This window comes from Pseudoalteromonas sp. S558 (genome assembly GCF_005886635.1).
In the GTDB taxonomy this organism is placed as follows: domain Bacteria; phylum Pseudomonadota; class Gammaproteobacteria; order Enterobacterales; family Alteromonadaceae; genus Pseudoalteromonas; species Pseudoalteromonas aliena.
In genome coordinates this window covers 22,899-47,068 of record NZ_PNDU01000073.1, presented here as the reverse complement: position 1 = coordinate 47,068, position 24,170 = coordinate 22,899, and the positions used below count along the sequence as shown (strand labels likewise).

General features: G+C 38.9%; 20 protein-coding genes. 4 read left to right on the top strand and 16 right to left on the bottom strand.

Annotation, left to right across the window (positions count from 1 at the left end):
- Positions 1-99: 99 nt before the first annotated feature.
- From CWB66_RS05755 to CWB66_RS05745, 3 genes are all read right to left on the bottom strand, one after another.
- Complete coding sequence (locus CWB66_RS05755) at positions 100-1,830, bottom strand: EAL domain-containing protein (RefSeq protein ID WP_354384675.1); 1,731 nt, start codon at positions 1,828-1,830, stop codon at positions 100-102.
- A 91-nt stretch (positions 1,831-1,921) separates the two neighbouring features.
- The gene (ssb, locus tag CWB66_RS05750) at positions 1,922-2,647 is read right to left on the bottom strand and encodes a single-stranded DNA-binding protein (RefSeq protein ID WP_077536174.1); all 726 of its coding nucleotides are present in this window, start codon (positions 2,645-2,647) and stop codon (positions 1,922-1,924) included.
- A gap of 20 nt (positions 2,648-2,667) precedes the next feature.
- Positions 2,668-4,035: an MFS transporter gene (locus CWB66_RS05745; RefSeq protein WP_138584638.1), complete on the bottom strand. Its 1,368-nt coding sequence runs from the start codon at positions 4,033-4,035 to the stop codon at positions 2,668-2,670.
- Between the two features lie 162 nt (positions 4,036-4,197).
- On the opposite strand from CWB66_RS05745, the gene uvrA reads away from it, so the two are divergent.
- A complete protein-coding gene (gene uvrA, locus CWB66_RS05740) occupies positions 4,198-7,023 on the top strand; it encodes an excinuclease ABC subunit UvrA (protein WP_138584637.1) in 2,826 nt (941 codons plus the stop codon).
- 157 nt (positions 7,024-7,180) lie between these two features.
- Here uvrA and trpS read toward each other — a convergent pair whose 3' ends face one another.
- The 3 genes from trpS to rpe are packed head-to-tail and all read right to left on the bottom strand — an operon-like array spanning position 7,181 to position 9,566.
- The gene (gene trpS, locus CWB66_RS05735; RefSeq protein ID WP_138584636.1) at positions 7,181-8,185 is read right to left on the bottom strand and encodes a tryptophan--tRNA ligase; all 1,005 of its coding nucleotides are present in this window, start codon (positions 8,183-8,185) and stop codon (positions 7,181-7,183) included.
- Positions 8,186-8,217: 32 nt separating this feature from the next.
- Positions 8,218-8,883 carry a phosphoglycolate phosphatase gene (locus tag CWB66_RS05730; protein WP_138584635.1) on the bottom strand — a complete coding sequence of 222 codons (666 nt, stop codon included), beginning with the start codon at positions 8,881-8,883 and terminating at the stop codon, positions 8,218-8,220.
- A complete protein-coding gene (rpe, locus tag CWB66_RS05725; RefSeq protein WP_138584634.1) occupies positions 8,883-9,566 on the bottom strand; it encodes a ribulose-phosphate 3-epimerase in 684 nt (227 codons plus the stop codon). Before rpe ends, CWB66_RS05730 begins: the two co-directional genes overlap by 1 nt.
- 215 nt (positions 9,567-9,781) lie before the next feature.
- On the opposite strand from rpe, the gene CWB66_RS05720 reads away from it, so the two are divergent.
- Together CWB66_RS05720 and CWB66_RS05715 are read left to right on the top strand one after the other, a co-directional pair.
- On the top strand, positions 9,782-10,063 hold the full coding sequence (locus CWB66_RS05720; RefSeq protein ID WP_138584633.1) for a hypothetical protein: 282 nt from the start codon (positions 9,782-9,784) through the stop codon (positions 10,061-10,063).
- Positions 10,063-10,248 carry a DUF2970 domain-containing protein gene (locus tag CWB66_RS05715; protein WP_138584632.1) on the top strand — a complete coding sequence of 62 codons (186 nt, stop codon included), beginning with the start codon at positions 10,063-10,065 and terminating at the stop codon, positions 10,246-10,248. The genes CWB66_RS05720 and CWB66_RS05715 overlap by 1 nt, the downstream gene beginning before the upstream one ends.
- On the opposite strand, the gene CWB66_RS05710 is transcribed toward CWB66_RS05715, so the two are convergent.
- The 9 genes from CWB66_RS05710 to CWB66_RS05670 all read right to left on the bottom strand — a co-directional run bounded on the left by CWB66_RS05710 (position 10,211) and on the right by CWB66_RS05670 (position 19,121).
- On the bottom strand, positions 10,211-11,062 hold the full coding sequence (locus CWB66_RS05710) for a Dam family site-specific DNA-(adenine-N6)-methyltransferase (protein ID WP_138584631.1): 852 nt from the start codon (positions 11,060-11,062) through the stop codon (positions 10,211-10,213). The genes CWB66_RS05715 and CWB66_RS05710 overlap by 38 nt on opposite strands.
- A 54-nt stretch (positions 11,063-11,116) precedes the next feature.
- Positions 11,117-12,472 (bottom strand): SPOR domain-containing protein, encoded by a 1,356-nt coding sequence (locus CWB66_RS05705; protein ID WP_138584630.1) that lies wholly within the window; start codon positions 12,470-12,472, stop codon positions 11,117-11,119.
- A complete protein-coding gene (gene aroB, locus CWB66_RS05700) occupies positions 12,473-13,543 on the bottom strand; it encodes a 3-dehydroquinate synthase (RefSeq protein ID WP_077536194.1) in 1,071 nt (356 codons plus the stop codon).
- 27 nt (positions 13,544-13,570) lie between these two features.
- Entirely contained in the window at positions 13,571-14,089 is a 519-nt protein-coding gene (aroK, locus tag CWB66_RS05695) for a shikimate kinase AroK (protein WP_006793103.1), read from the bottom strand.
- A 184-nt stretch (positions 14,090-14,273) separates the two neighbouring features.
- Positions 14,274-16,367 (bottom strand): type IV pilus secretin PilQ, encoded by a 2,094-nt coding sequence (locus CWB66_RS05690; RefSeq protein WP_138584629.1) that lies wholly within the window; start codon positions 16,365-16,367, stop codon positions 14,274-14,276.
- On the bottom strand, positions 16,354-16,890 hold the full coding sequence (locus CWB66_RS05685; RefSeq protein ID WP_138584628.1) for a pilus assembly protein PilP: 537 nt from the start codon (positions 16,888-16,890) through the stop codon (positions 16,354-16,356). The genes CWB66_RS05690 and CWB66_RS05685 overlap by 14 nt, the downstream gene beginning before the upstream one ends.
- Complete coding sequence (locus CWB66_RS05680; RefSeq protein ID WP_138584627.1) at positions 16,887-17,492, bottom strand: type IV pilus inner membrane component PilO; 606 nt, start codon at positions 17,490-17,492, stop codon at positions 16,887-16,889. The genes CWB66_RS05685 and CWB66_RS05680 overlap by 4 nt, the downstream gene beginning before the upstream one ends.
- Complete coding sequence (locus CWB66_RS05675; RefSeq protein ID WP_077536201.1) at positions 17,482-18,054, bottom strand: PilN domain-containing protein; 573 nt, start codon at positions 18,052-18,054, stop codon at positions 17,482-17,484. Before CWB66_RS05675 ends, CWB66_RS05680 begins: the two co-directional genes overlap by 11 nt.
- Positions 18,042-19,121 (bottom strand): pilus assembly protein PilM, encoded by a 1,080-nt coding sequence (locus CWB66_RS05670; protein ID WP_077536202.1) that lies wholly within the window; start codon positions 19,119-19,121, stop codon positions 18,042-18,044. Before CWB66_RS05670 ends, CWB66_RS05675 begins: the two co-directional genes overlap by 13 nt.
- Before the next feature lie 131 nt (positions 19,122-19,252).
- On the opposite strand from CWB66_RS05670, the gene CWB66_RS05665 reads away from it, so the two are divergent.
- A complete protein-coding gene (locus CWB66_RS05665; protein ID WP_138584626.1) occupies positions 19,253-21,754 on the top strand; it encodes a penicillin-binding protein 1A in 2,502 nt (833 codons plus the stop codon).
- 62 nt (positions 21,755-21,816) lie between these two features.
- Here the strand turns inward: CWB66_RS05665 and metL are convergent, their stop codons facing one another.
- Positions 21,817-24,162, bottom strand: coding sequence for a bifunctional aspartate kinase/homoserine dehydrogenase II (metL, locus tag CWB66_RS05660; RefSeq protein WP_138584639.1), 2,346 nt, complete (start codon positions 24,160-24,162; stop codon positions 21,817-21,819).
- Positions 24,163-24,170 lie beyond the last annotated feature (8 nt).

The following is a 24,170-nucleotide window of genomic DNA, read 5'->3' as shown; positions in this document are numbered from 1 at the left end:
TTGATCAAAGATTTATGCAGACTGGTATTAGAGAAAATAAATTTAAATACCACCATGATTCAATACGTTAGTAAATATCTTAACCAGAGCTCAGGTTATTTAATGAAATACGGCTTCAGTCAATTCTTGTAAAGGCCTAGAAAAATAAAAGCCTTGTGCTGCGGCCACACCAAGCTTAGTCAGTGTAAGTAATTCTTTTTGAGTTTCTACACCGACGGCATATACAGGTAAATTTAATAATTTCCCTGCATTTATTATTCTTTTTATTTGTTTTTGGTGCTGAGTTTTCTCATTAATTAGGTGGACTAATTGATACGAGAGCTTTAATCCACAGACTTCTTTGTAATTAATAAGCATCGGGATATTTTTACTGCTATTAACATTATCAAGGATAATATGAGCGCTATCTTTTTTAATGACTCTAAATGCATTAATCACTGCCGCTTTATGAGCAAAGAAATAGTCATCACTTATTTCAAATTGTAACCTACTACTTAACTTTAAATCATCAACACATACAGATAACCAACCCCAAAACTGAGTACTGAGCCAATTTTCAGGGTGTAAATTAATACTAACCGTCAAGGGTGAGTTTTCTGTAACTACTAATTTCAAAATTTTTGTCAAAATGCTTTTATCTATCATTAATGCGTCTTTAGCAGTTTTAACCTGCGTAATATATGACTTAGCATCAAGTAAGCCATGCGTATTATACCTAACTTTAATAATTGCCTCATGCTGAAGAATGTCACCATCGGTAAGATCAAATAAAGGTTGAAAAGAAAGTACAAACTTATTTGTTTTAATATTTTCAATGATTTGTTTGCTTGTTATGCCTTTTTCTTGGTTATCGCTTAAGGATAATCGATGGCAATGCTGCAATAGACTAAACTGGGAAAGCGTAAGCGCCGATTTCGCTAACTGATAAACGTTTGTTTGATCATCCTCAAAACAATAATCACATGCGCCTACTTTAATATTTTTTCTTACAATCGTTTTTTGATGTTGTTGGCATAATAAAAAAATACGTTGATATAAACGCTCTATATACCGATCTAACTCTGTAATGGGTACATTTAACAATGTTATAGCAAAGCTTCCACTATCCAATAGTTTGAAAGATGACCCCCTCAATTCAGGAAAGCTTTTAATGATTAAAATTTTAAAACTAACTTCTTGATCAGTATGTTTATCAAATCTGCAATCACATTCTATAAGTACATATAAACTGTGACATGTTACAACCTCCTTATCTAAAGTTCTCAACTCTCTGCTTTTTAATGGTTTTATTAAACTTTTTATTTTTTTTACATCAGCCGTACTTGGTTTCGCTATTAGATATTGAAGTGAATTTAACTGTGACAGCTTTAAAGTATCTCGCCATTTATAAAACCAACGAGCAGTCCCAAAAATAATAAGGTTTAGCAATATAAATAGATAACTTTCAACAATCCAACTCGGGTAATGGTATAAGCTTATATTGAGGGTTTTATAGGAAAAAACATCACGCTCTGGCTGTATTAAGCTAGCAGAAGATGGGTCGAGTTTGAGCATAAAACCGCGACTTTGAGCGAGTGCTGTAACGATCTGGGAATCAATAATGGGGTCTATTTGTAGTTCGTAAATTTGCTTAACAAACTGCTGCCCTGAACGGTGAGCCTTATCATGCAATGCATTATTTAAGGTCAAGTTTAGCGCAATGAGTGACAGTACAAGAAAGAGTAAATAAATCGCCTTGAATTGATTTAAGAACCACAGCCTTACCTGTTGCATAGCTTGCTCACTCGTTAATGTAATAGTTGAAGTGTTGTTCAAAATTTCTATTAACACAAGGCAGCACAGCAAGTTTAAATTTTTAAAAAAAATAAAAAAAGCCGCAGTAGCTGCGGCTTAAAAATAATGATTTATATCTTTATATGATCTAGAACGGGATATCGTCGTCAAAATCAATGGTTGGTTCCATTGGGTTTGATGCACCACCTTGTGGAGCATTTTGTGGCTTAGGAGCGAAGCCACCTTGCTGCTGTGGTGCGCTGTTTTGCTGTGGTGCAAAGCCGCCTTGCGGTTGTTGGTATTGATTATTTTGTTGTGGTGCTGGCGCTGACTGAGGTTGCGCCGCAGGTGCTGTTTGCTGTTGTGGAGCATAACCACCTTGTTGCTGGTTATTTTGGCCCTGATTATTTTGACCGTAACCACCACTTTGCTGACCACCTTGCGCTTGATTACTTTGGTAACCACCACCTTGTTGTCCACCTTGCGGCTGATTACCTTGGTAACCACCACTTTGCTGATCGCCACCACGTGCGCCTAACATTTGCATTTGACCAGTAAAGCCATCTACAACTATTTCTGTAGTGTATTTTTCTTGGCCTTGTTGATCGGTCCACTTACGTGTTTGAAGTTTACCTTCAACATAAATTTGTGAACCTTTACGACAATATTCACCAACAATCTCAGCTAACTTGCCAAAGAACACAACACGATGCCACTCAGTTTTATCAACCATTTGGCCAGTGTTTTTATCTTTATAGCTATCCGAAGTTGCTAAAGTAATATTTGCTACACCATTGCCGTTAGGCATATAACGAACTTCAGGATCTTGCCCTAAATTACCAACCAAAATTACTTTGTTCACACCGCGTGCCATGGAACCATCTCCTATAAATGTTAGATTAAACCAGCTACTTTACGTGCTTGGTCTAGGTCAAATTCTTTATCATTAATCTTTAAATAGCTGCGACTTTCATCGCGAACCACAGTTGCTTCTATTACGCCTGGTAAAGCAACTAACTGAGAAGCAAGTGTTTGAGCATGCTCTTCAGAATCTAATTTGGTCATTAAACTAATAACTTTACTTTTGGGTGGGACTTGCATTTTCCACGCAATAATAAGCCATATTAACCCAACAAGTGCCGCTGCCGCAAACACAGCTTGCGTCGTTGTAGTTTGTGCTACATAACCACCTAACATACCGCCTAAAAAGGCGCCTAAAAACTGACTAGATGAGTAGCCACCCATTGCTGAACCTTTTTGGCTTGCAGGTGCTATACGCGATACAAGTGCAGGCATAGTGGCTTCTAAAAAGTTAAACGCCACAAAATAAAGCAGCATACACACTGCAATGCCTACTACGCTATTTACCCACACCGACATTGCTAACATACTAATAGTTAACAAGGCTACTGAGCCAATAAATGCTTGTTTTTCTTTCTCTTTTTTAATGGCCACAATCATTATTGGTACCATTAATAAAAATGCAAAAAATAGCACTGGAATATACAAATACCAGTGATGGTCGGCAACTAAGCCATCTTTAATTAATTGACTCGGCAGTACGACAAATATTGTGGTTAGCGTTAAATGTAATAGCAGCACACCTGCATTTAATCGTGCTAATTGCGGGTGTTTAATTAGTTTTTTAATATCACTAAAGCTTGCTAACGTATCGCCTTTGGGTGCTTTATTTACCGCATTTGGCACTAGCATAGTAACAATAAATATACCAAAAACAGCTAAAATAGCAGTCAGCCAAAATACGCCGGCAATGCCCCACGAAGCTGCAACAATTGGCCCAAGTAGCATAGCAAAGGCAAAGCTCATTCCTATGCTCATACCAATAACGGCCATTACCTTTGGTCGTTGCTCATCGCGGCTTAAATCTGAAGCAAACGCGAGTAGTGCACTGGCTATTGCGCCCATACCTTGTAGAGCGCGGCCTACGGTAACCATTTGAATAGAGTCAGCTAATGCAGCAACTACAGAGCCAATAGCAAATACGACTAAACCACCAACAATAACCTTTTTACGACCAATTTTATCGGATAATCGACCCATAGGTATTTGCAATACGGCTTGCGTTAAACCATACGCACCAATGGCAAAACCAATCCAAATAGGCGAAAAACCTTCAAGCGATTGTCCATAAATAGCCAATACAGGCATCAGCATAAACAAGCCGAGCATTCTAAATGCAAACACACTCGCCAGCGATACTGCGGCGCGTTTTTCTCGTGAATTAAGTGAAGATGCGGTCATTATCTGCGTGATCTTACTCTATGAAAAATTGAGGTTGGGATTCTACCATAAGCTTGGCAATAATTAATCGCCTATAAGTAAGGATTTTTCATTGATCAAGGATTAATATTGCTTCGTATTATGCGATACTGAGTAAATAATTTTGGTAATAAACGAGATAGCATGGAAAACATTGAAGTCCGAGGCGCCCGTACGCATAATTTAAAAGACATCAGCCTAACCATCCCACGTGATAAATTAATAGTTATTACTGGTCTATCTGGTTCGGGGAAGTCATCACTTGCATTTGATACACTTTATGCAGAAGGACAACGCCGGTATGTTGAATCACTTTCTGCGTATGCAAGACAATTTTTATCGCTTATGGAAAAGCCTGATGTAGATCACATCGAAGGCCTCTCTCCTGCAATTTCTATTGAGCAAAAATCAACGTCTCATAACCCGCGTTCAACCGTGGGTACTATTACCGAAATTTACGATTATTTACGACTTATGTTTGCCCGCGTTGGCGAACCACGATGCCCTACACATGATTTACCACTTGCCGCGCAAACAGTTAGTCAAATGGTAGATACTGTTTTGGCACTGCCTGAGGGCAGTAAATTAATGCTGCTTGCGCCTATAGTAAAAGAGCGTAAAGGTGAGCATGTTAAGTTATTAGAGCAGCTATCAAGCCAAGGTTATATTCGCGCTCGTATAGACGGTGAAGTATGTGACTTGTCTGATCCACCAACACTTGAGCTTCATAAAAAACATACAATAGAAGTTGTTGTAGACCGTTTTAAAGTAAAAGATGGCTTACAACAACGCTTAGCAGAATCGTTCGAAACTGCACTTGAAATGTCTAATGGCGTTGCACATGTAGCATACATGGACGATAGCAGCGCTGAAGAGATTCTATTTTCAGCAAATTTTGCCTGCCCTACTTGTGGCTATGCAATGACTGAACTTGAGCCGCGTTTGTTTTCGTTTAATAACCCAGCTGGTGCTTGTCAAACCTGTGATGGCTTAGGTATACGTCAATATTTTGATCCTAATCGCGTAGTGCATAACCCAGAGTTAAGCCTTGCTGGCGGTGCAATTAAAGGCTGGGATAAACGCAGCTTTTATTACTATCAAATGCTGCAAGCGGTTGCGGATCATTACAATTTTGATTTAGATGTGCCTTATCAAGATTTAGACAGCGACTCGAAAAAAATCATTTTAGATGGCTCTGGTAGCACTAAAATTGCGTTTAATTACCGTAACGACCGTGGCGATTTAATTACGCGTAATCATGAGTTTGAAGGTGTGTTAAACAACATGAACCGCCGCTACCGTGAGACCGAGTCAAACTCAGTACGCGAAGAGCTTGCTAAATACCAAACTAGCCAAGCGTGTCCTAGCTGCCATGGTTCACGTTTACGCGAAGAATCTCGAAATGTATTTATTGGGCAAACTAACTTACCTGCAATCACGTGCATGAGTATTGGTGAAGCCATGAGCTTTTTTGAAGGGTTAACGCTAACCGGACAAAAAGGCCAAATTGCTGAAAAAATATTAAAAGAAATTCGCGACCGTTTATCGTTTTTAATTAACGTTGGCCTAAATTACTTATCACTTGAGCGTAGCGCCGACACACTATCAGGTGGTGAAGCACAGCGTATCCGCTTAGCGAGCCAAATTGGTGCTGGCCTTGTAGGTGTAATGTACGTACTAGATGAGCCATCTATTGGCTTACACCAACGCGATAACGACCGCTTATTACAAACACTAATCCATTTGCGCGACTTAGGTAACACCGTTATTGTGGTAGAGCACGATGAAGATGCTATTCGTGCCGCTGACCATATTATTGATATTGGCCCAGGCGCGGGTGTTCATGGTGGGCATATTATTGCTCAAGGTACGCGCGACGATATTTTAGCAAGTAAAGAATCTGTTACCGGCCAATTTTTATCAGGCGTACGTAAAATAGAAATACCAAAAGAACGTCACCCAACGAACGAAAAATGGCTAGAGCTATTTGGCGCAACGGGTAACAACCTCAAAAGTGTGGATTTAAAAATTCCATTTGGTTTAATGACCTGTGTTACCGGTGTATCGGGCTCGGGCAAATCAACGCTAATAAACGACACCTTATTTAAACTTGCTCATACGGAGCTAAATGGCGCAACCACTGCCGAAGCGGCACCGTATAAATCAATTAGCGGTTTAGATCATTTTGATAAAGTGATCGATATTGATCAAAGCCCAATTGGTCGTACTCCGCGTTCAAACCCGGCAACCTACACTGGTATATTTACCGGTATTCGCGAGTTATTTGCAGGTACGCAAGAAGCGCGCTCACGTGGCTACAAAGTAGGTCGCTTTAGCTTTAACGTTAAAGGCGGACGCTGTGAAGCGTGCCAAGGCGACGGCTTAATTAAAGTTGAAATGCACTTTTTACCTGATGTGTATGTACCGTGTGACGTATGTAAGAGTAAGCGCTATAACCGCGAAACACTCGAAGTACAATACAAAGGTAAAAACATACACCAAGTGCTTGAGATGACTGTTGAAGACGCCCATGATTACTTTGATAAAATACCGGCTATTGCCCGTAAGCTTAAAACGCTGATGGACGTTGGTTTGTCGTATGTTCGTTTAGGTCAAGCCGCTACTACTCTTTCAGGTGGTGAGGCGCAACGTGTAAAACTAGCGCGCGAACTATCAAAGCGTGATACGGGTAAAACACTCTATATATTGGACGAGCCAACAACAGGCTTACACTTTGCTGATATTGAACAGCTGCTTGTTGTGCTTCATCGCTTACGCGATCACGGCAATACAATTGTGGTTATTGAGCACAATCTTGATGTTATTAAAACAGCAGACTGGGTTATCGATTTAGGACCTGAAGGCGGTGCTGGCGGTGGTGAAATACTCATTGCAGGTACACCAGAAGAAGTAGCCGAATGTGAGCGTTCACATACAGGACATTACTTAAAACCTCTCTTAAGTAAATAGAGGTTTTACTTACCATAAAGAAAGTCGGTGTTGAGTACTCTAGAGTTATAAAGTGGCGGGCAAATAAGCTTCTATATAAATATAATTCTATTAATCCGTATCATATAAAAAATGCCGCTTAATAAAGCGGCATTTTTTGTTTTTAAACTTATATAATTTAACCGCGAGGTATAAAACCAAGCGCATCGTATACCGACTTCAGTGTTTTCTCAGCACGTACACTGGCTTTTTCAGCACCTGATTTCATTATGCTATCAAGTAGGTTTTGATCTTCTCTGATCTCTTTAAAACGTGCTTGAATCGGCTCAATCATGTTGACAACTGCATCAGCTGTATCTTTCTTTAAGTGGCCATACATTTTATCTTCATACTCAGGCACTAAGTCTTCAATTGAGCGCTTAGTTGCAACACTCAATAAAGTAAGCAAGTTTGACACACCTGGCTTTTCTGCGCGATCGAAGTAAATGCGCGCTTGCTCATCTGAATCAGTTACTGCTTTTTTAAGCTTTTTCACAATTTGTTTAGGCTCATCTAATAACATGATGTAACCATTTGGGTTTTCGTCAGACTTAGACATCTTTTTAAGTGGATCTTGCAAGCTCATTACGCGTGCACCAAACTGTGGAATGTACGGCTCTGGTAATTTAAATACGTCACCGTATAAATTATTAAAGCGTGTTGCTATATCGCGAGTCAGCTCTAAATGCTGCTTTTGATCATCCCCTACAGGTACTTGGTCAGCTTGGTATAATAAAATATCCGCCGCTTGCAATACTGGGTATGAAAATAAGCCCACGTTTACATTATTTGCATGCTTAGATGACTTATCTTTAAACTGAGTCATTCGATTAAGCTCGCCCATCTGCGCGTAACAATTTAATACCCACGCTAACTGTGCGTGCTCAGGTACTTGCGACTGTACAAATAACGCAGATTTTTCAGGATCAATGCCACATGCCGCGTATAGAGCAATACCATCGAACACACGAGAGCGCAGTAATTCAGGCTCTTGGCGAACCGTAATAGCGTGTAAGTCTACTAACATAAAGAAACTTTCGTGGTCTTCCTGTAACTTTAGCCACTGGTTAATAGCGCCAACATAGTTGCCTATTGTCATACCACCGGTTGGCTGAATGCCGCTTAAAACTACTGGTTTACTCATGATTTTCCTTTATTTTGCTTAATGAATAATATTTAACGCTGTGTTAGAACAGGTATTATATCTAAGAAGTTATCGCATAGGTACTGCGGATTATAATCCTCAAGATTTTCGCCTTGATTATAGCCGTAACTAAGTGCAATTACGTCTATATTAGCGGCTTTAGCGGCGAGTATATCGCTTTTTGAATCGCCTATCATTATGGCTTTATTGGGTTCAACATTTAGCTTTTTGCAAGCAAAAAGCAATGGTTCCGGCGATGGTTTTTTTGCCATATCATCACCGCAAATAATCACATCAAAGTGGCTTGTTAGCGCTAGTTTATCAAGTAGCTTTTCTGTAAATATACGGGCTTTATTTGTAATTAACGCTTTTGGCATACCACGAAGTGCCGCAAGGCCTGTTTCTACATGTTGGTACAATAAGCTGTATTCACCAACTTGATGCTCATAGTGCATATGAAACTGCGTTGTTGCTTTGCTACTTAGTGCTTCATCTAAATGTTCGCTAACTTGCATATCACCGCTTAAAGCGCGTTTTACTAGTACTTCAATACCATTACCTACCCAGCTTTCAACTAAGCGCTGACTAACAATAGGAAAAGCGAGTTCACTCAAGGTAAGATTAAGGGCAATGTATAAATCATAAACGCTATCAACCAAGGTTCCATCTAAATCAAATAAAGCGACATCGTACTTCATTATTTAACACTTCCGAGCTGCTCACGCATTTGATCTATCACCTCTTTGTAATCTGGTTGATTAAAAATAGCAGAACCCGCAACAAACATATCTGCACCCGCAGCTGCTGCAGCTGCAATGTTATCAACTTTAATGCCACCATCCACCTCCAAACGAATTTCACGACCTGATTCAACAATTCGTTGTTTAGTTTGGCGTAGTTTTTCAAGCGTGTGAGGTATAAAACTTTGCCCGCCAAATCCGGGGTTTACCGACATAAGTAAAATGACATCAAGTTTATCAATAACATGATCCAAATAACTTAAGCTGGTTGCAGGGTTAAACACTAAGCCCGCTTTACAACCATGATCTTTTATTAGCTGGATGGTGCGATCAACATGCTCACTCGCTTCTGGATGAAACGTAATAATTGAGGCACCCGCTTGTGCAAACTGGGGAATAAGGCTGTCGACTGGTTTCACCATTAAATGTACGTCGATGGGTGCTGTAATACCGTAATCTCTAAGTGCTTTACATACCATAGGGCCAATAGTTAGATTAGGTACATAATGATTATCCATTACATCAAAGTGCACCACATCGGCACCGGCTGCCAAGACTTTGTCGACGTCTTCACCTAGTTTTGCAAAATCAGCAGAGAGAATTGAAGGGGCTATCAAGTATTTTTGTTCTGGAGTAAACATAGTAAATCCATCAATGAATCATTTATTCCATAATGTAACTTAATTTGTGATGTTACCCAAGTTACTACAACAAAATAGTCGTAGCTTTAAAGTTAATTATTTAAAAGTTAAGTTATTATTTTATATAATTATTACCTATATTCAGTTAAATTTAAGTTTGTTATTTAATCAATTTTTGTTATGCTTAAAAAAGTAACAAATTATTAGGTTATATTATGCGGGCTTTTAAAATTGGGATATTAATTGCATCGGCAATACTATTTATTGGGGCGTTTAGTTTTGCTTCAGATAGCGAGCAAGAACTTAGCTCTGTAAATAGCTGCCAACATCAAAAAACTGTAAATGCATGTATCAAAATAGAAGATGACTCATCTTGGTTTTCTTGGGTTACCGGTGATAGCCGAAGCGCTCAGTTTCATTACCTTGATTTGTTAGAACTACTTACCAGCAACGAAGACTCTAAAAACACCTCATCTTTAAAGCCATTGTTTAAATAATGCTGCATTTTTTTAGCGCGATACAGAGTGTGTTAGCAGCATTTTTTGGTGTTCAATCTGAAAATAAGCGCCAAACAGATTTCAAACAACACTCCCTATTTTCAATTGCAATAATCGCTATTGTTTTCTTTATTCTATTTGTTGTCGCTATTTATGCCGTGGTCGTTCTGGTGTTAAATACATAGCCATCAGCTCATTGACTTTATTACGAGATCCCCCTTTAGGACTAATAGTACGTTTTACTTGAATTTGCTCAAGCGATGCTTGGCTGTAAATTTTACGAGTCCAGACGGTATCGTGATTCGAAATAAGTACGGGGGTATTATTTTCAAATGCAGCTTGTTCAGCTAAATTAGCTAAATTAGCTTGATCATCTAAATTGAACCCGCCTTTAGCATAAGATGTAAACGACGCTGTTTTGCTTAATGGTACATAGGGTGGATCGCAATATATAACGGCATTTTCGGGCACCAGTTTAAACACATCATCGTAACCTAAACACGTAAAGGTAGCTTGCTGCGCTTTTTCGGCAAAGAAATACATTTCTTTTTCAGGAAAATAAGGCTTTTTATATTTTCCAAAAGGTACATTAAAAATACCTTTTAAGTTATATCGACAAAGGCCATTATAACCAAAACGGTTCATGTATAAGAACAGCATTGATCGCTCATAAACATCGCGGCTTTGATTGAACTGCACACGATACTCATAGTAAGCGTCGGGGTGATTATTTAAATCTACAAATAGCTTTTTAGCATCACTGATAAACTCATCAGGAGAGTCTCTCAGTTCTTTATATAAGTTGATTAAATCAGCATTAATATCATTGAGAATATAATGTTTAAAATTGCTATTTAAAAAAACTGAGCCCGCGCCAACAAAAGGTTCAACCAAAGTATCAGCATGCTTAGTTGCTTGCTTTAATCGCGCGTTAATATCATCAACTAGACTGTATTTTCCGCCAGCCCATTTAAGGAAGGCTCTACTCTTTTGCTGCATTGGGCTCTTTACTTCAATTCGGTGTTGCGAGATTTTACACTAAAGTCGTTTAATTTACTGATCTAGTAGTGCAATTTCTTGTTTTATTTTATTAATTCTCTTATAGAAAGGTTTATTCTTTAAAATACCTATTGGCAAATTTTTCATCGCTAAGGTCGCATCGCTTAAGTTTTCGAAACTGCCGTATGTTATTACCCACCAAACTTTATTGTTTCTTTTTGTTTGATAAATATGCACCGTATTCTGTAGCTTATATTGAGCAATAAATTGAACACTCACTTGCTGCTGCGTAACTGCTAATAACTGAATAACAATATTAGCTTCTGGTTGCTTGAGGTACCATTGTTTTTCTCTTTCGGGCTGACTAGTCTTATTAGCAATTTCTTTGCTGACTTTTGCTGGCTGTTCAATAACAGGAGTCGATTCTCTATCATTGCTAGCGACAACATCAACGTTCTCTTTAGGCTTTGTGAGGCTTTGCATTATTGCCGGCACATCATTATGAAGTGGCTTGCGCTCAGCAATGCTTGGTTCAGCAATTACTTCGCCAGCACTGAGGGTAGAGCTATTAGGTGTAGAGAAAGCGCTTTTTAAATTATCTTTTTCTAGCGACGATTCGGTAATCCGCTTTACAGAAATTGCTGTGGTACTAACCTCAACCTGCTCTTGCTGATAGTACTGTTGCCACCATTGAGTCATATCTGATTTATATAAAAAACCTATAATTAAAAACATGATGATCAACATCAAAATAAGCAAATGCAAACGCCAAGATACCTTGTCTTTTACAACAACATTGGCAACGTGTTCATTAGCTTGCCATGCAAGTAATAAACTTGGATTTCCGTGTGCCTCAGTTAAAAATGCTTGGAATACGGGATCCTCATCATAAGGAAGGTCCTTAAAATACCATCCCATTAATTGCTTACTCTCACTCAGCGTCAGCGGCTCTAAATAAATTTCTACCGCATTATTCAAAGGTAACTTTGATGATGATGCAAGCATGATGTACAAAGTACTCGGGCTATTTTTTGCAAGTAATTCTAATTCAGACAAAAATTCTTCAGATAAATTTCGGCCGCCATCAAGCACCCATAAACAGGGGCCACAAGGTTGCTGTTGTGATAGCTGGTAAAAATTTTCAGACAAAGTTAAGTTATGATCAACTAAAGGGGTCTTAAAACTTTGCTCTAACAAATTACTCATTAATTGAGTGTCAGTCATTTTTGCACTTGTCTGCACAAAAACTTTATTAAACTCGGTATATTTATCAGTAATGAAAGTTTCGAGCATATAGCTTTTACCGAGCCCTGAAGTGCCCAATAAAACAATGAGGTTTTGCCCGTATTCAAATTGCAGTGCGATTCTATCCACCAAAGCAGCACGGCTTGGTAAAATTTGTAGCTGCATTTATTGCTCGATTAAGTCTCGAACTTGGTCGTCAGATACATCATCAACTAATGCACATTGGCCAAATTGGGTGGGTAAAATAAAACGAATCGTTCCTTTTTTATTCTTTTTATCTTTACGCATGTGCGTTAGAAATTGCTCGCTTGTCATTTTTGTAGGTATTTTGGTAGGTAAGTTATACTGTGCAATCACATCAATAATACGTGTTACTTCGTCCGCACTTAAATCTTCACGCGCATTCGCCAGCTTAGCCGCAAGTACCATCCCAGTAGCAACAGCTTCTCCGTGTAACCAAACACCGTACCCCATTTGCGCTTCAATCGCATGAGCAAATGTGTGGCCTAAGTTGAGTAGTGCTCGTAAACCATGCTCTTTTTCATCTTGAGCAACAATTAATGCTTTAATTTCACAACACCTAAAAATAATATGTTGCAAACAAACTTCATCTAATTGCTGTAAATCTGTCACATGTTGCTCTAAATAACTAAATAGATCGGTGTCGTAAATCAAACCATATTTAATTACTTCAGCCATACCAGCAGCAAACTCTCTGGCAGGTAACGTATGTAGTGATTGTGTATCGATAAAAACAGCTTGTGGCTGATAAAACGCCCCTATCATATTTTTACCTAGAGGATGATTTACAGCGGTTTTACCACCTACTGATGAATCAACTTGCGATAATAACGTTGTGGGTATTTGAATAAACGGCACACCACGCTGATAACATGCAGCGACAAAGCCCGTTAAATCACCAACAACACCACCGCCCAATGCAATTAAGCACGTATCTCGGCCGCAATTGTTTTGAAGTAAAAAGGCAGATATTTTTTCAAACCATTCTAATGATTTATACTGTTCGCCATCAGGAATGATAAAAGAAAGTGGATTTAGTTCGGCTAATGAATCAAGTAGCTTTTGTAAATATAAAGGCGCTATTGTGTCATTAGTAATGATGATAGGCCGACAATCACCAATGTGGTGGACTAGGCGGCCATTATCTTGAAGTGCAGATTTACCAATGTATATAGGATAACTTCGCTCGTCCAAATTAACAGTTAATTCAAGCATGCTCCGTTATTCCTTTATTATTGGTTTTTAAAAATCTAGTTTCTCGATGATTTGGTTAGCAACAACTTTAGCGCTTTGCTCATCAGTGCGTACAACAAAATCTGCCACTTCTTTATATAACGGTTCGCGTTCTTCTGCTAAGCGCTCTAATACATCACGAGGTGCTTCTTCTGTTTGCAGTAACGGGCGACGCTTGTCGCGTTGTGTGCGTGCAACTTGTTTTTCAATCGGTGTCTCGAGGTATACAACGATACCTCGAGCCGAAAGCTTGTTTCGAACTTCTTTACTCATTACTGAACCACCACCGGTAGCAAGTACAATACCTTGCATTTCCGTTAAGTCGCCAATAACAGATTCTTCACGAAGTCTAAAGCCTTCTTCACCTTCAAGATCAAACACCCATGCAATATCTGCACCTGTTCGGCGTTCGATTTCTTGATCAGAATCAACAAATTCAAGGTGTAATTGATCGGCAATGTGACGACCAATTGTGCTTTTTCCAGCCCCCATGGGGCCAATTAGAAATATATTACGTTTCTCAGCCATATCTTTTAGTACAAACGAACTCTAAAATTTGAAATAAAACCCCGCCTAACGACCTGGCCCCAAAATTAAGGAGGGGATTATCTCAGTAATTGCAGGGGCATTTCAAGTCAATTAGCATAAAAAGCTATATAACGAGCAATTAATCTAAATAATTACCCGTTGGTTAACAAAAAACTATCTTATTTTAATCAATTTGTATTTTTGGAGTCACGAAAATCAGTAATTCACGCTTTTCGTTAAACTCACTGGTACTCTTAAACAACCTTCCTAAGTATGGAATATCGCCTAAAATTGGTACTTTTTTAGTCGAATTTATAATTTGTTGCTGAAAAATTCCACCAAGTACGACTGTTTGGCCATTTTCAACAAGCACTTGTGTTTCTATTTGTTGGGTATCAATAGCAACAGCTGGGCCAGTTCCAGTTTGAACTGTATCCCCTCGTGTATCTTGAGTGATAATTAAATCTAAAATGACTTTATTGTCAGGTGTAATATGTGGTGTTACTTGCAAACTTAGCACTGCTTTTTTAAAGCTAACCGTTGTCGCACCACTTGAAGCCGATTCAACGTAAGGGATTTCAGTCCCCTGCTCTATACGTGCTTGTTGTTGATTTGCTGTAGTGATACGAGGGCTCGCGATAATTTCGCCTTTATTTTCTTCCTCAAGTGCAGTTAACTCTAAATCAATCAATGTCCCATTGGCAAGCTTCGCAATATGCATGCCTATACTTGCTGACGCATTTGCAACGGGTAAATTTACATTTAATCTATCTGATATAGCAGGGATAACACCATTAGAAATTGTATTAGCCCCTTCCAATGTGCCCGATATACCATCACTACCTTGCTGATCGCTAAAACCCCAACGAACACCTAAGTCTTCTGTTACGTTATCGCGCACTGTGACCATACGGGCTTCTATTACAACTTGCTTAACTGCTATATCGAGGGTTTCGACCATGCGGCGCACACTTTCAATGCTTTTTGCGGTGTCCTTTATTAATAATGTATTCGTGCGCTTATCAACAGAAACACTCCCCCGCTGAGTGATGATGCTATTAGTATCTGTTTTTAGTAGATCGGCAAACTCCTCAGCTTTAGCATAATTTAGACGAATATACTCGCTATATAACGGCTCTAAATTTTCAACATCTTGCTTTGCCTTTAAATCTTTTGCCTCTCGCGCTGCCAGTTCCTCTGAAGGAGCAACCATCAATATAGAGCCATCCATGCGCTTATCAAGCCCTTTGATACGAAGCACTACATCAAGCGCCTGATCCCATGGCACACCATCCAATCGTAGCGTAATATTGCCTGTCACTGAGTCACTGGTCACTAAATTAAAGTTATTGTAACCGGCTATAATTTGCAACACAGCCCGAACAGAAATATCTTGAAAATTTAAGGTCATAGGGCGACCTTGATACTCTTTACCACCATCTAAATAAGCATTTTGAGCATCGTCTTTTTCTACTGTTAATGTAAAAATATTATCTATTTGTTGATAAGTGAAAGTGAATGCTGCATTTGGCTCAATAACTATTTGGGTTAGACCATCTTTTTTAAATGTTTCTATTTTACTAACAATCGTTCCAAAATCGAGTACGTCTAGCTCATACAGTAAATCATCTAAAATATCAGTATGGTGAAAGTCAGCAATGATTTTACCGCCGCTTTCATGTACCTCTATTGCTGCTTGAGTATCTTGTAAAAAAACAAGCACCTTCGCTTCACCTTTTTCGCCTCGACGAAAATCGATTGATTGAACGCGGTTAATATAATTACCCGCTATTTCCTGAGAGTGAGTATTTTCACCTTCAACCATATGTTCTGTTAATGGATTATCAGAGACACGTAAAGAAACAAGATTGTTATGGATTTGTGTTTCATAAATTTTTAGACGCTCAAGATTGACGATAACTTTTAAGCCATTACTTGTTAGCGCGCTAGTAACACTCTTGATGCCCGCTTGATTAACCGGTACATTTTCTAATCCCTCTTCCAAGTGAGCAGCACTGAATAACATTTCTATACGTGCCGGATTATTAAAAACTTGGATTTTAGGCTCTTGAATTAATTCTTCGTCAAATACCAGCTGTAACTCAGTTTCACCTTTAAGCAGTGGGTTATAACGAACATCATAAAGTAACGGTGTTGCGATAGCGGAGTTAGCTGTAAACACACTCACGATAACAAATAAAATTATCGAGATGCGGTTAAGCCAAGGAACATCCTTATGCATGCTGTTTTTACCTTTTTTCTTATTAATTTGCGCCATCAATTGCCGCCTCTAACATTTCCAATTTCGTCAGGCGCTCTTTCCAACAACCAGACCCATCAGGGATTAATTCTACAAGCTCTATATAGTCATTCGTTACTAATCTTACCTTTCCATCATAACTGCCTAAATGGTTGCCAACGGTTACCCGGTGCAAAGTGGCGTCAGCAGCAGTAATAAGTGCCCATACTTGTTCAGCTGATCCGATTGTGCCTTTCATTGCCAAATTATCCAACGGATATTTTTCCAGCACTTCGCGTGTACGCTCTGGATCTGGATGCAAACAGTTTTTAATTTGTGTTAGTTTATTTTGAATAATCTCTGGTTGCGGTGCTACAAAAGGGCTTCGCAATTGTTTTGCGTTATATTCAAAATGTTCAAATTTTAATAATTCAGGAATTGAGTCAACTTTAGGCGTTGTACTCGCTTTAACTTGGTCAATAAATTCTTTTTGCTCAGATATGTCATCGTTACACCCGCATAGCACAAGGGCCAGTACTGAAGTTAAAAACAAGCGCTTCATTTTTGCAGACCTTCTTCATAACGATATGTTTTTGCCACTACGCTAAATGTTAACTGTTTTTCACCTGATGATGAAATAGAAAAGTCATGCAAACTAACAATACGGGGGAGTTGCGCTACTTTACCGACAAATTCACCAAACTCATGATAGGTTCCTACCACTTCTATCTTTATTGGTAATTCAGTATAGAATTCTTTTTCAACTTCAGGTAACCACCCTATTTTTAAGAATGTTAAGCCACTAGTTGTTCCTACATACGACAAATCATCTAATAAACCAGGGGTTTCATTTGAAGTAGGTAAGCGCTTTAATAATTTAGAAAATTTATCTTCCATTTCAAGCATTTGTTGACGATAAATATCAAGTTTACTGCCCACTGCATACTTTGTGCGGTAAGTCGTTCGTAACTCAACTTCTTTTGCAACAGCATTGTGATAACTATTAATTTCATCAGAAACCAATAAGCTATAGCTAAAAAACAACACAAGGCTCGCAATAAATGTGCAGCAAATGGCCTTAACTGCGATAGGCCATTCACTGATGTTATCAAGCTCTATTTCATTCCAATCAATATCATTAAGTACTTTAAAATCAAGGTTCATTGTTAACTTCACCAATTTTATTGAATGGTTTTACATAAAATTCCATATTAAAGTCACTCAGTAGGCTCGATGATTTATTACCAGCAACAATACCTTGCATTGATGGTCGTTCTAATAGGTAGGAGCTTTGTACTTGGCGAAGCATAGTCGACAAACGATTATTAGATTCGCTACGCCCTAAAACATGAATTTGGTTACCTCTGCGCTCTAGCTTTGTAAAGTAAACGCCCGCCGGGACAATTTTTGCCACCTCATCCATGATTTGAGTCCCTAAATTACGACTACTTTGTAGCTCTTCTATTAAACGCATTCTTTGTTGTAAGTTCTCTTTTTTCTTATCTAAGTCTCTAATATCAGTGATTCTTTTATCAAGTTTGTTAATCTCTGCACTGAGATAACTATTCTTTAAATTTTGCCCATCTTTTAAAGCTCCATAAAATGAACTCAACAAATACATGCTCGCAAAACATACAATGACAATGGCAATTAAAATGGTGACAAATTTCTTCTTCGACTCTTGGCGCTGTTCCTCACGCCAAGGCAGTAAATTTATATGTGGCACGATGAAAACCCTCTCAATGCCAATCCTGTAGCAATTGCAAATTGCGTTTTATGTCGCTGCATTACATTACGATCAACCTTAGGAGATATTTCCATATTATCAAAAGGTTCAACAACCACAGAGTGGATACCCAGCTCTTCAATTAACAGACGATCGACTCCCTTAATCATGGCAGTACCTCCTGTTAAAACAATATAATCAACTTGATCTTTACCGCTGGTTGTTAAAAACATTTGCACGGCTCTGCGTACTTGTTGAAGTAACGATGTCTGAAATGGCGCAAGTACTTCGAAAGTATAATTTGGAGGCAAATCGCCCGTTGTTTTGCCAATTTCAGCTTCATCAAAACCTTTATTATAATAAGCAACAATGCTGTTTGTATATTGATCGCCGCCAAACATTTGATCTCGGGTGTATATAGTCTCTCCTGCTTGCACAATACTTACAAGCATAAGCACCGCGCCAATATCAACAACAGCTACGCATTTATTAAATGCATCACTAGGTAGTTGCTGATAATAAACATCCATTGAGCGACTAAGCGCGTAACTTTCTACGTCTACAACCTTCGCTTCTAAATTTGCAACCTCAAGCGCACCAACACGGGCTTCCACACTTTCTGTCCGCGCAGCTGAAAGTAGTACGTTCATCTTACTTGGATCGGCTTCGTTTATTGAGAGCTTTTCAAAATCAAGATTTACTTCATCGAGGGGGTAAGGAATTAAGCTGTCTGCTTCAATTTCTATTTGCGACTCCAATTCAGCATCGGTTAATGACACATCCATAAAAATCACTTTTGTGATAACAGTTTGGCCTGAAACAGCAACAGCGGCAAATTTTAACGATCTTGGTAGTTTTCTTTTCAACTTAATAATTACATTGCCAATCGCTTCAATATCTTGAATGGCGCGTTCACTCATTGCACCTTTTGGCATTGGCTCAATGGCAAGCGCCTCTAGCCGAAATCCAGTTTCAATTTCACTTAAAAGTACCGCCTTAATGGAATGCGATCCAATATCAATTCCGACCATCATAGTCGACGGTTTTTGAAATAGTTGACTTAGCATGTTTGCAACTTGACCTTTGTTTTAATAATAAACAAGTTATAATTTTTATCTGAAAAAATATTATTCATTTTTTAATCAATATATACTAGCAGTCTCCATGCATAATTGGGAGTCAATTTAGGGAAATATAAGTGATTTTATTAAAACGAACTTTACAATTTTTTATCATTTGCACGTTACTTGGACTGATCACTTTAATCAGCCTTTATTATTACGTTAAATCGGATATCCCTAGCGTTCAAGTTTTGAAAGACGTGCAACTGCAAACCCCCATGCAAGTATTCACTAAAGATGGGCTTTTAATAAATCAATTTGGCGAAAAACGACGTATTCCCGTTACTATAAACGAAATACCAACACCTTTAATCAATGCTTTTTTAGCAACAGAAGATAATCGGTTTTACAGCCACATTGGTATAGATCCTATCGGAATAGTACGCTCGGCGTTAGTACTTATTTCTACTGGTGAGAAAAAACAAGGTGCTAGTACAATAACAATGCAATTAGCGCGTAACTTTTTCCTTACCCGCGAAAAAGCGTATATCCGTAAAGTTAAAGAAATATTTATTGCGCTACATATAGAAAATATATTAACAAAAGATGAAATCCTTGAACTTTATCTAAACAAAATAGAATTAGGCAATCGTGCATTTGGTATTGGTGCCGCCGCACAAGTGTATTACGGAAAAGAATTAAAAGATTTAACACTTGCACAAATGGCAATGATCGCAGGTTTACCTAAAGCACCGTCAGCACTCAATCCCATTCGTAACCCCACACGTGCAAAGTCTCGTCGTAATGTAGTACTTGGCCGCATGCTGACAGAAAAATACATAACACAATCCGAATATAATGACGCAACAAATCAACCTATAACCGCTTATTTTCATGGGGCAGAAATTGATTTATATGCACCTTATATATCTGAGATGGTACGTGCAGAGATGGTTGCCCGTTACGGAATTGATACAGCGTATAATTCTGGTTATAAGATTTTTACAACGGTTGAGTCTAATGTACAGCAAGCAGCACAAACAGCACTGATCAATAATTTGCACAACTATGATATGCGACATGGCTTTAGAGGCCCTGTAAAGGTGTTGTGGGAGCAAGAAACTCAACCAGCACTTAGCAAATCACAAATTATTAATGAGCTGCAAAACGTACAAGAGCTAGGATCTCTAAAAACCGCAGTTGTAGTTGCTGTTAATGAAAAAACAGCTGATGTTATTCTCAAAAATGGTATGCAAAGCACACTTACTTGGGATAATTTAAAATGGGCGCGTAAATACATTACGCGTTACCGCCAGAGCTTTGCACCAAAAGCGGCGACCGACATCCTAGCACCTGGTATGCAGATATGGCTTCGTAAAAATAATGACGACAGTTATTTGCTAAGCCAAATACCTGAGCCATCAAGTGCTATTGTATCGCTCAATCCTCAAGACGGACGTATTAAAGCAATTGTAGGTGGTTACAGCTTTGAGCAGAGCCAATATAATCGAGCGGTGCAAGCTAAACGCCAAGTGGGTTCAAACATTAAACCTTTTATTTATTCAGCAGCGCTTGAAAAGGGTTACACCTTAGCGTCTATATTAAATGATGCGCCAATCAATCAGTGGGATAAAAGCCAAGGTGTTGCATGGCGACCAAAAAATAGCCCCGCTATTTATAATGGTCCGATTCGTATTCGCCGCGCGTTAGCACAATCTAAAAACGTTATTTCCGTACGTTTACTGCGTGGTGTAGGGCTGCAACGTACCGCCGATCACTTACTAAAATTTGGCTTTAAGAATGAAGATATAAATCGCAGCGAATCATTAGCACTAGGTAGCGCATCAATAACTCCGCTTGAACTAGCCCGTGGTATGAGCGCATTTGCCAATGGCGGGCACCTAATAGAACCTTATTTTATCTCTGAAATTCAAGATGCCTACGGCAATATATTATTTAAAACGAACCCTGTTGTTGTATGCGATGAAGAAATGAATGAAGCAACAACTATCCCTACCAACTTTACAGCCCAAAATAATGAGAATGAAGCTAACCAAATCACACAATGTGCGTCACGTATTATTTCTAAGCAAAATGCATTTTTAATTGCAGATGCTATGCACAGTGGTATTTGGGGCGGAGGTAGTTGGGCGCAAAAAACAGGCTGGAGCGGTACGGGTTGGCGTGCTCAGTCATTAGATCGCCGCGATCTTTCTGGCAAAACAGGCACTACTAATGACTCCGTTGATACTTGGTTTAGTGGATTTAATAAAAATGTGCTGACCTCTGTTTGGGTTGGCTTTGACAACCCTGGAAATTCTTTAGGTCGTTCAACATACAATAACAATCTTGATAGCAGTCAAATTTCAGGTGCTGAGTCTGGAGCAAAAACAGCTCAACCTGCATGGATTGAGTTCATGAAAGCCGCACTTGAGGGCGTACCAGAGGCGCCGATAGAGCCACCAGAAGGTCTTATTTCAATTCGAATTGATTTAGCGACTGGCTTGTTAAGCCATAAAAATGACTATACCAGCCGGTTTGAATACTTTGATAAAGGCACTGCACCAACGAAATACGTACTTTCGCAGCCAACTGATATTTTTGAAGAAGAGACTAAAACTGAAGAAGAGCTATTTTAGGTTATTTTCGCAAATAAACAGGCAGCTAATTTAGCTGCCTGTTTGCTTTTGGCTATATGCTGTCACTTTAAATTTTGCATCAGCCAATATAGATCTGAGTGAATGCCAGCTGCTGTAACTTCCTTTCCAGCACCTGGACCCTGAATAACTAACGCGTTATCGCTGTACCATTGACTGTTAATCACAAATATATTGTCGCCAGGTGTTAAATTAGCCAAAGCATTACCTTTTGCTACATAACTGATACCAACCTTCGCGGTTATTTTACCTTGATTTATTTCTAATAACCCCGTGTAACAAAGAACTGAATTCTCTAATTGCGCTTTATGGGCATGCGCTTTTATAAATTCATCTAACTGATCTTTTTGATCAATAAAATCATTCCAACTACCTTGAGCCAGCTCATCGGGCATAAGTGCCGATAACGCTATATCGTCAAGGTCTAATTTAATGCCCAGCTCACGCGCTAAAATCAGCAACTTGCGCTGCATATCTCGACCCGATAAATCCTCTCTAGGGTCAGGCTCTGTAAAGCCCATACTTTGTGCTTCGAGCACTAAATCAGAAAATGCTTTTGAACCATCATATTTACTACATAACCACGATAATGTCCCTGAGAAAACACCTTCTATGCGCGTAATTTTGTCGCCACTATTTTGTAAATCAGCGAGTGCAAAGTTAATTGGTAAACCAGCTCCAACACTTGTGTTATAGCGCCAATGCAAGTTTTTTTCTGTAATGCTTTTACACAGTGATTCATACCAAATAGTTGGAGCTGTTCCTGCATATTTATTAGCGCTAATTAAATGGCAATTGCGTTCAACAAGATCAGTATATAACGCACTAAATTTTTCACTGGCGGTTATATCAACAACTACTTTATGCTCATAATCTAGCTCATTGATCGCGCTCAATAAATCATGTTCATTGTAGTTATTTGCTTCATGTTGCCATTGAGTTTTCCATTGTACTGTATTGATACCACTGGCATTAAATAGCATCTGTGTCGAGCGCACTAACCCCACAAGTTTGACGCTAAAGTTATCCGATAAACGATCGAGTTGAGTAGATAGCTGCTCAATAAATACTTCACCGACATTACCCAGCCCTGCTACTATCAGCGCAACTTCTTGCCCTTTATTAATAAGCTTATCGTGTAATATACTTAAAATATCACTATCAATTAATTGATCTGTCAGTAGTAATACATAGCCATCACCTTGATGTACAAAACGAGGCTGAATACTTTGTAGGTTGAGTAAATCAAGGGCATGTAAAGCTAACGTATTTACGTCCTGCTCAGGAGCTAAAACCGCACAACCATTTAAATTCGATTCACTAATATTCGCTCTGCCAGCGAAGTAGCTTACTACCTGATACGTTGAAGCTGCTGGTACCACTAAATACGTATCTCCATTTTGACTAAAATGATGAAGGCTGTGCTGAATAAGCTGGCTAACATGAGTAACCTCACCTTCACTCAGACCTTCAATAACTAATAAATCGACATTCTGTAAGGTTGTTATAAAACGCTTTTGTTTTACACAGCCTTCTTTAACTATATCGGTTTGGCTGGCTTGTACATCGTAACTACTGCGCACAGCAAGTTTTATGTCGGTATTTTTAAGTGGGGATAGTGTTTTTGCATGCAAAACAGGATTGCCTAATCTGGCTAGCAAATTCGCTTGCCCGCGACACACTTTTGCGTACTTAATCGCTTTATTTACTTTACGGGGATCGGCGCTAAATATACCTTGCGTATCAGTCCAGATACTTACGTGCTTTGCATTACAGTAACTTGCTAATAAAGTCGCGCTGTAATCGCTGCCATTACGCCCAAGCGTTACGGTATCACCAAGGCTGTTGGACGCAATGAACCCAGTGACGACATTAATTTTATTACTGGCAATTAACTCACTACATTGTTGAATATTTTGCGCATGTAATAATTGCCCGTCATTTAAGATAAACAGATTTCTGGCATCTTGCAGGCAAGCTTCAACATTAAGCTGCTGTAAATAAGCGGCCAATAAACGCGCCGACCATAATTCCCCATGAGCAAGCAATGCAGATTCTTGTAACTGTCCATTTTGAGCAAGCTCAGCGATTAAATTTAACTCTTCGTTTAATGTATGTAAAGCATTGCGCTTAACATCTGCGCGCAGTAATTGTTCAATTAAATCACCTTGATGATTACTCAACTGCAACACAATATCAGCAACAGCTTGCGTGTCTTTTTGTTGATAGCTTTGCCACAAAGTTACTAAGGTATCGGTTGTTTTACCTGATGCCGACACAACCACACAATCACCTAGTTGAGTGTGCCCTAAAATAATTTTTGCCACACTTTGATAACGTTCGGCCGACCCTAAGCTCGAACCGCCAAATTTATGTACACAGTTAACCATATTGTACC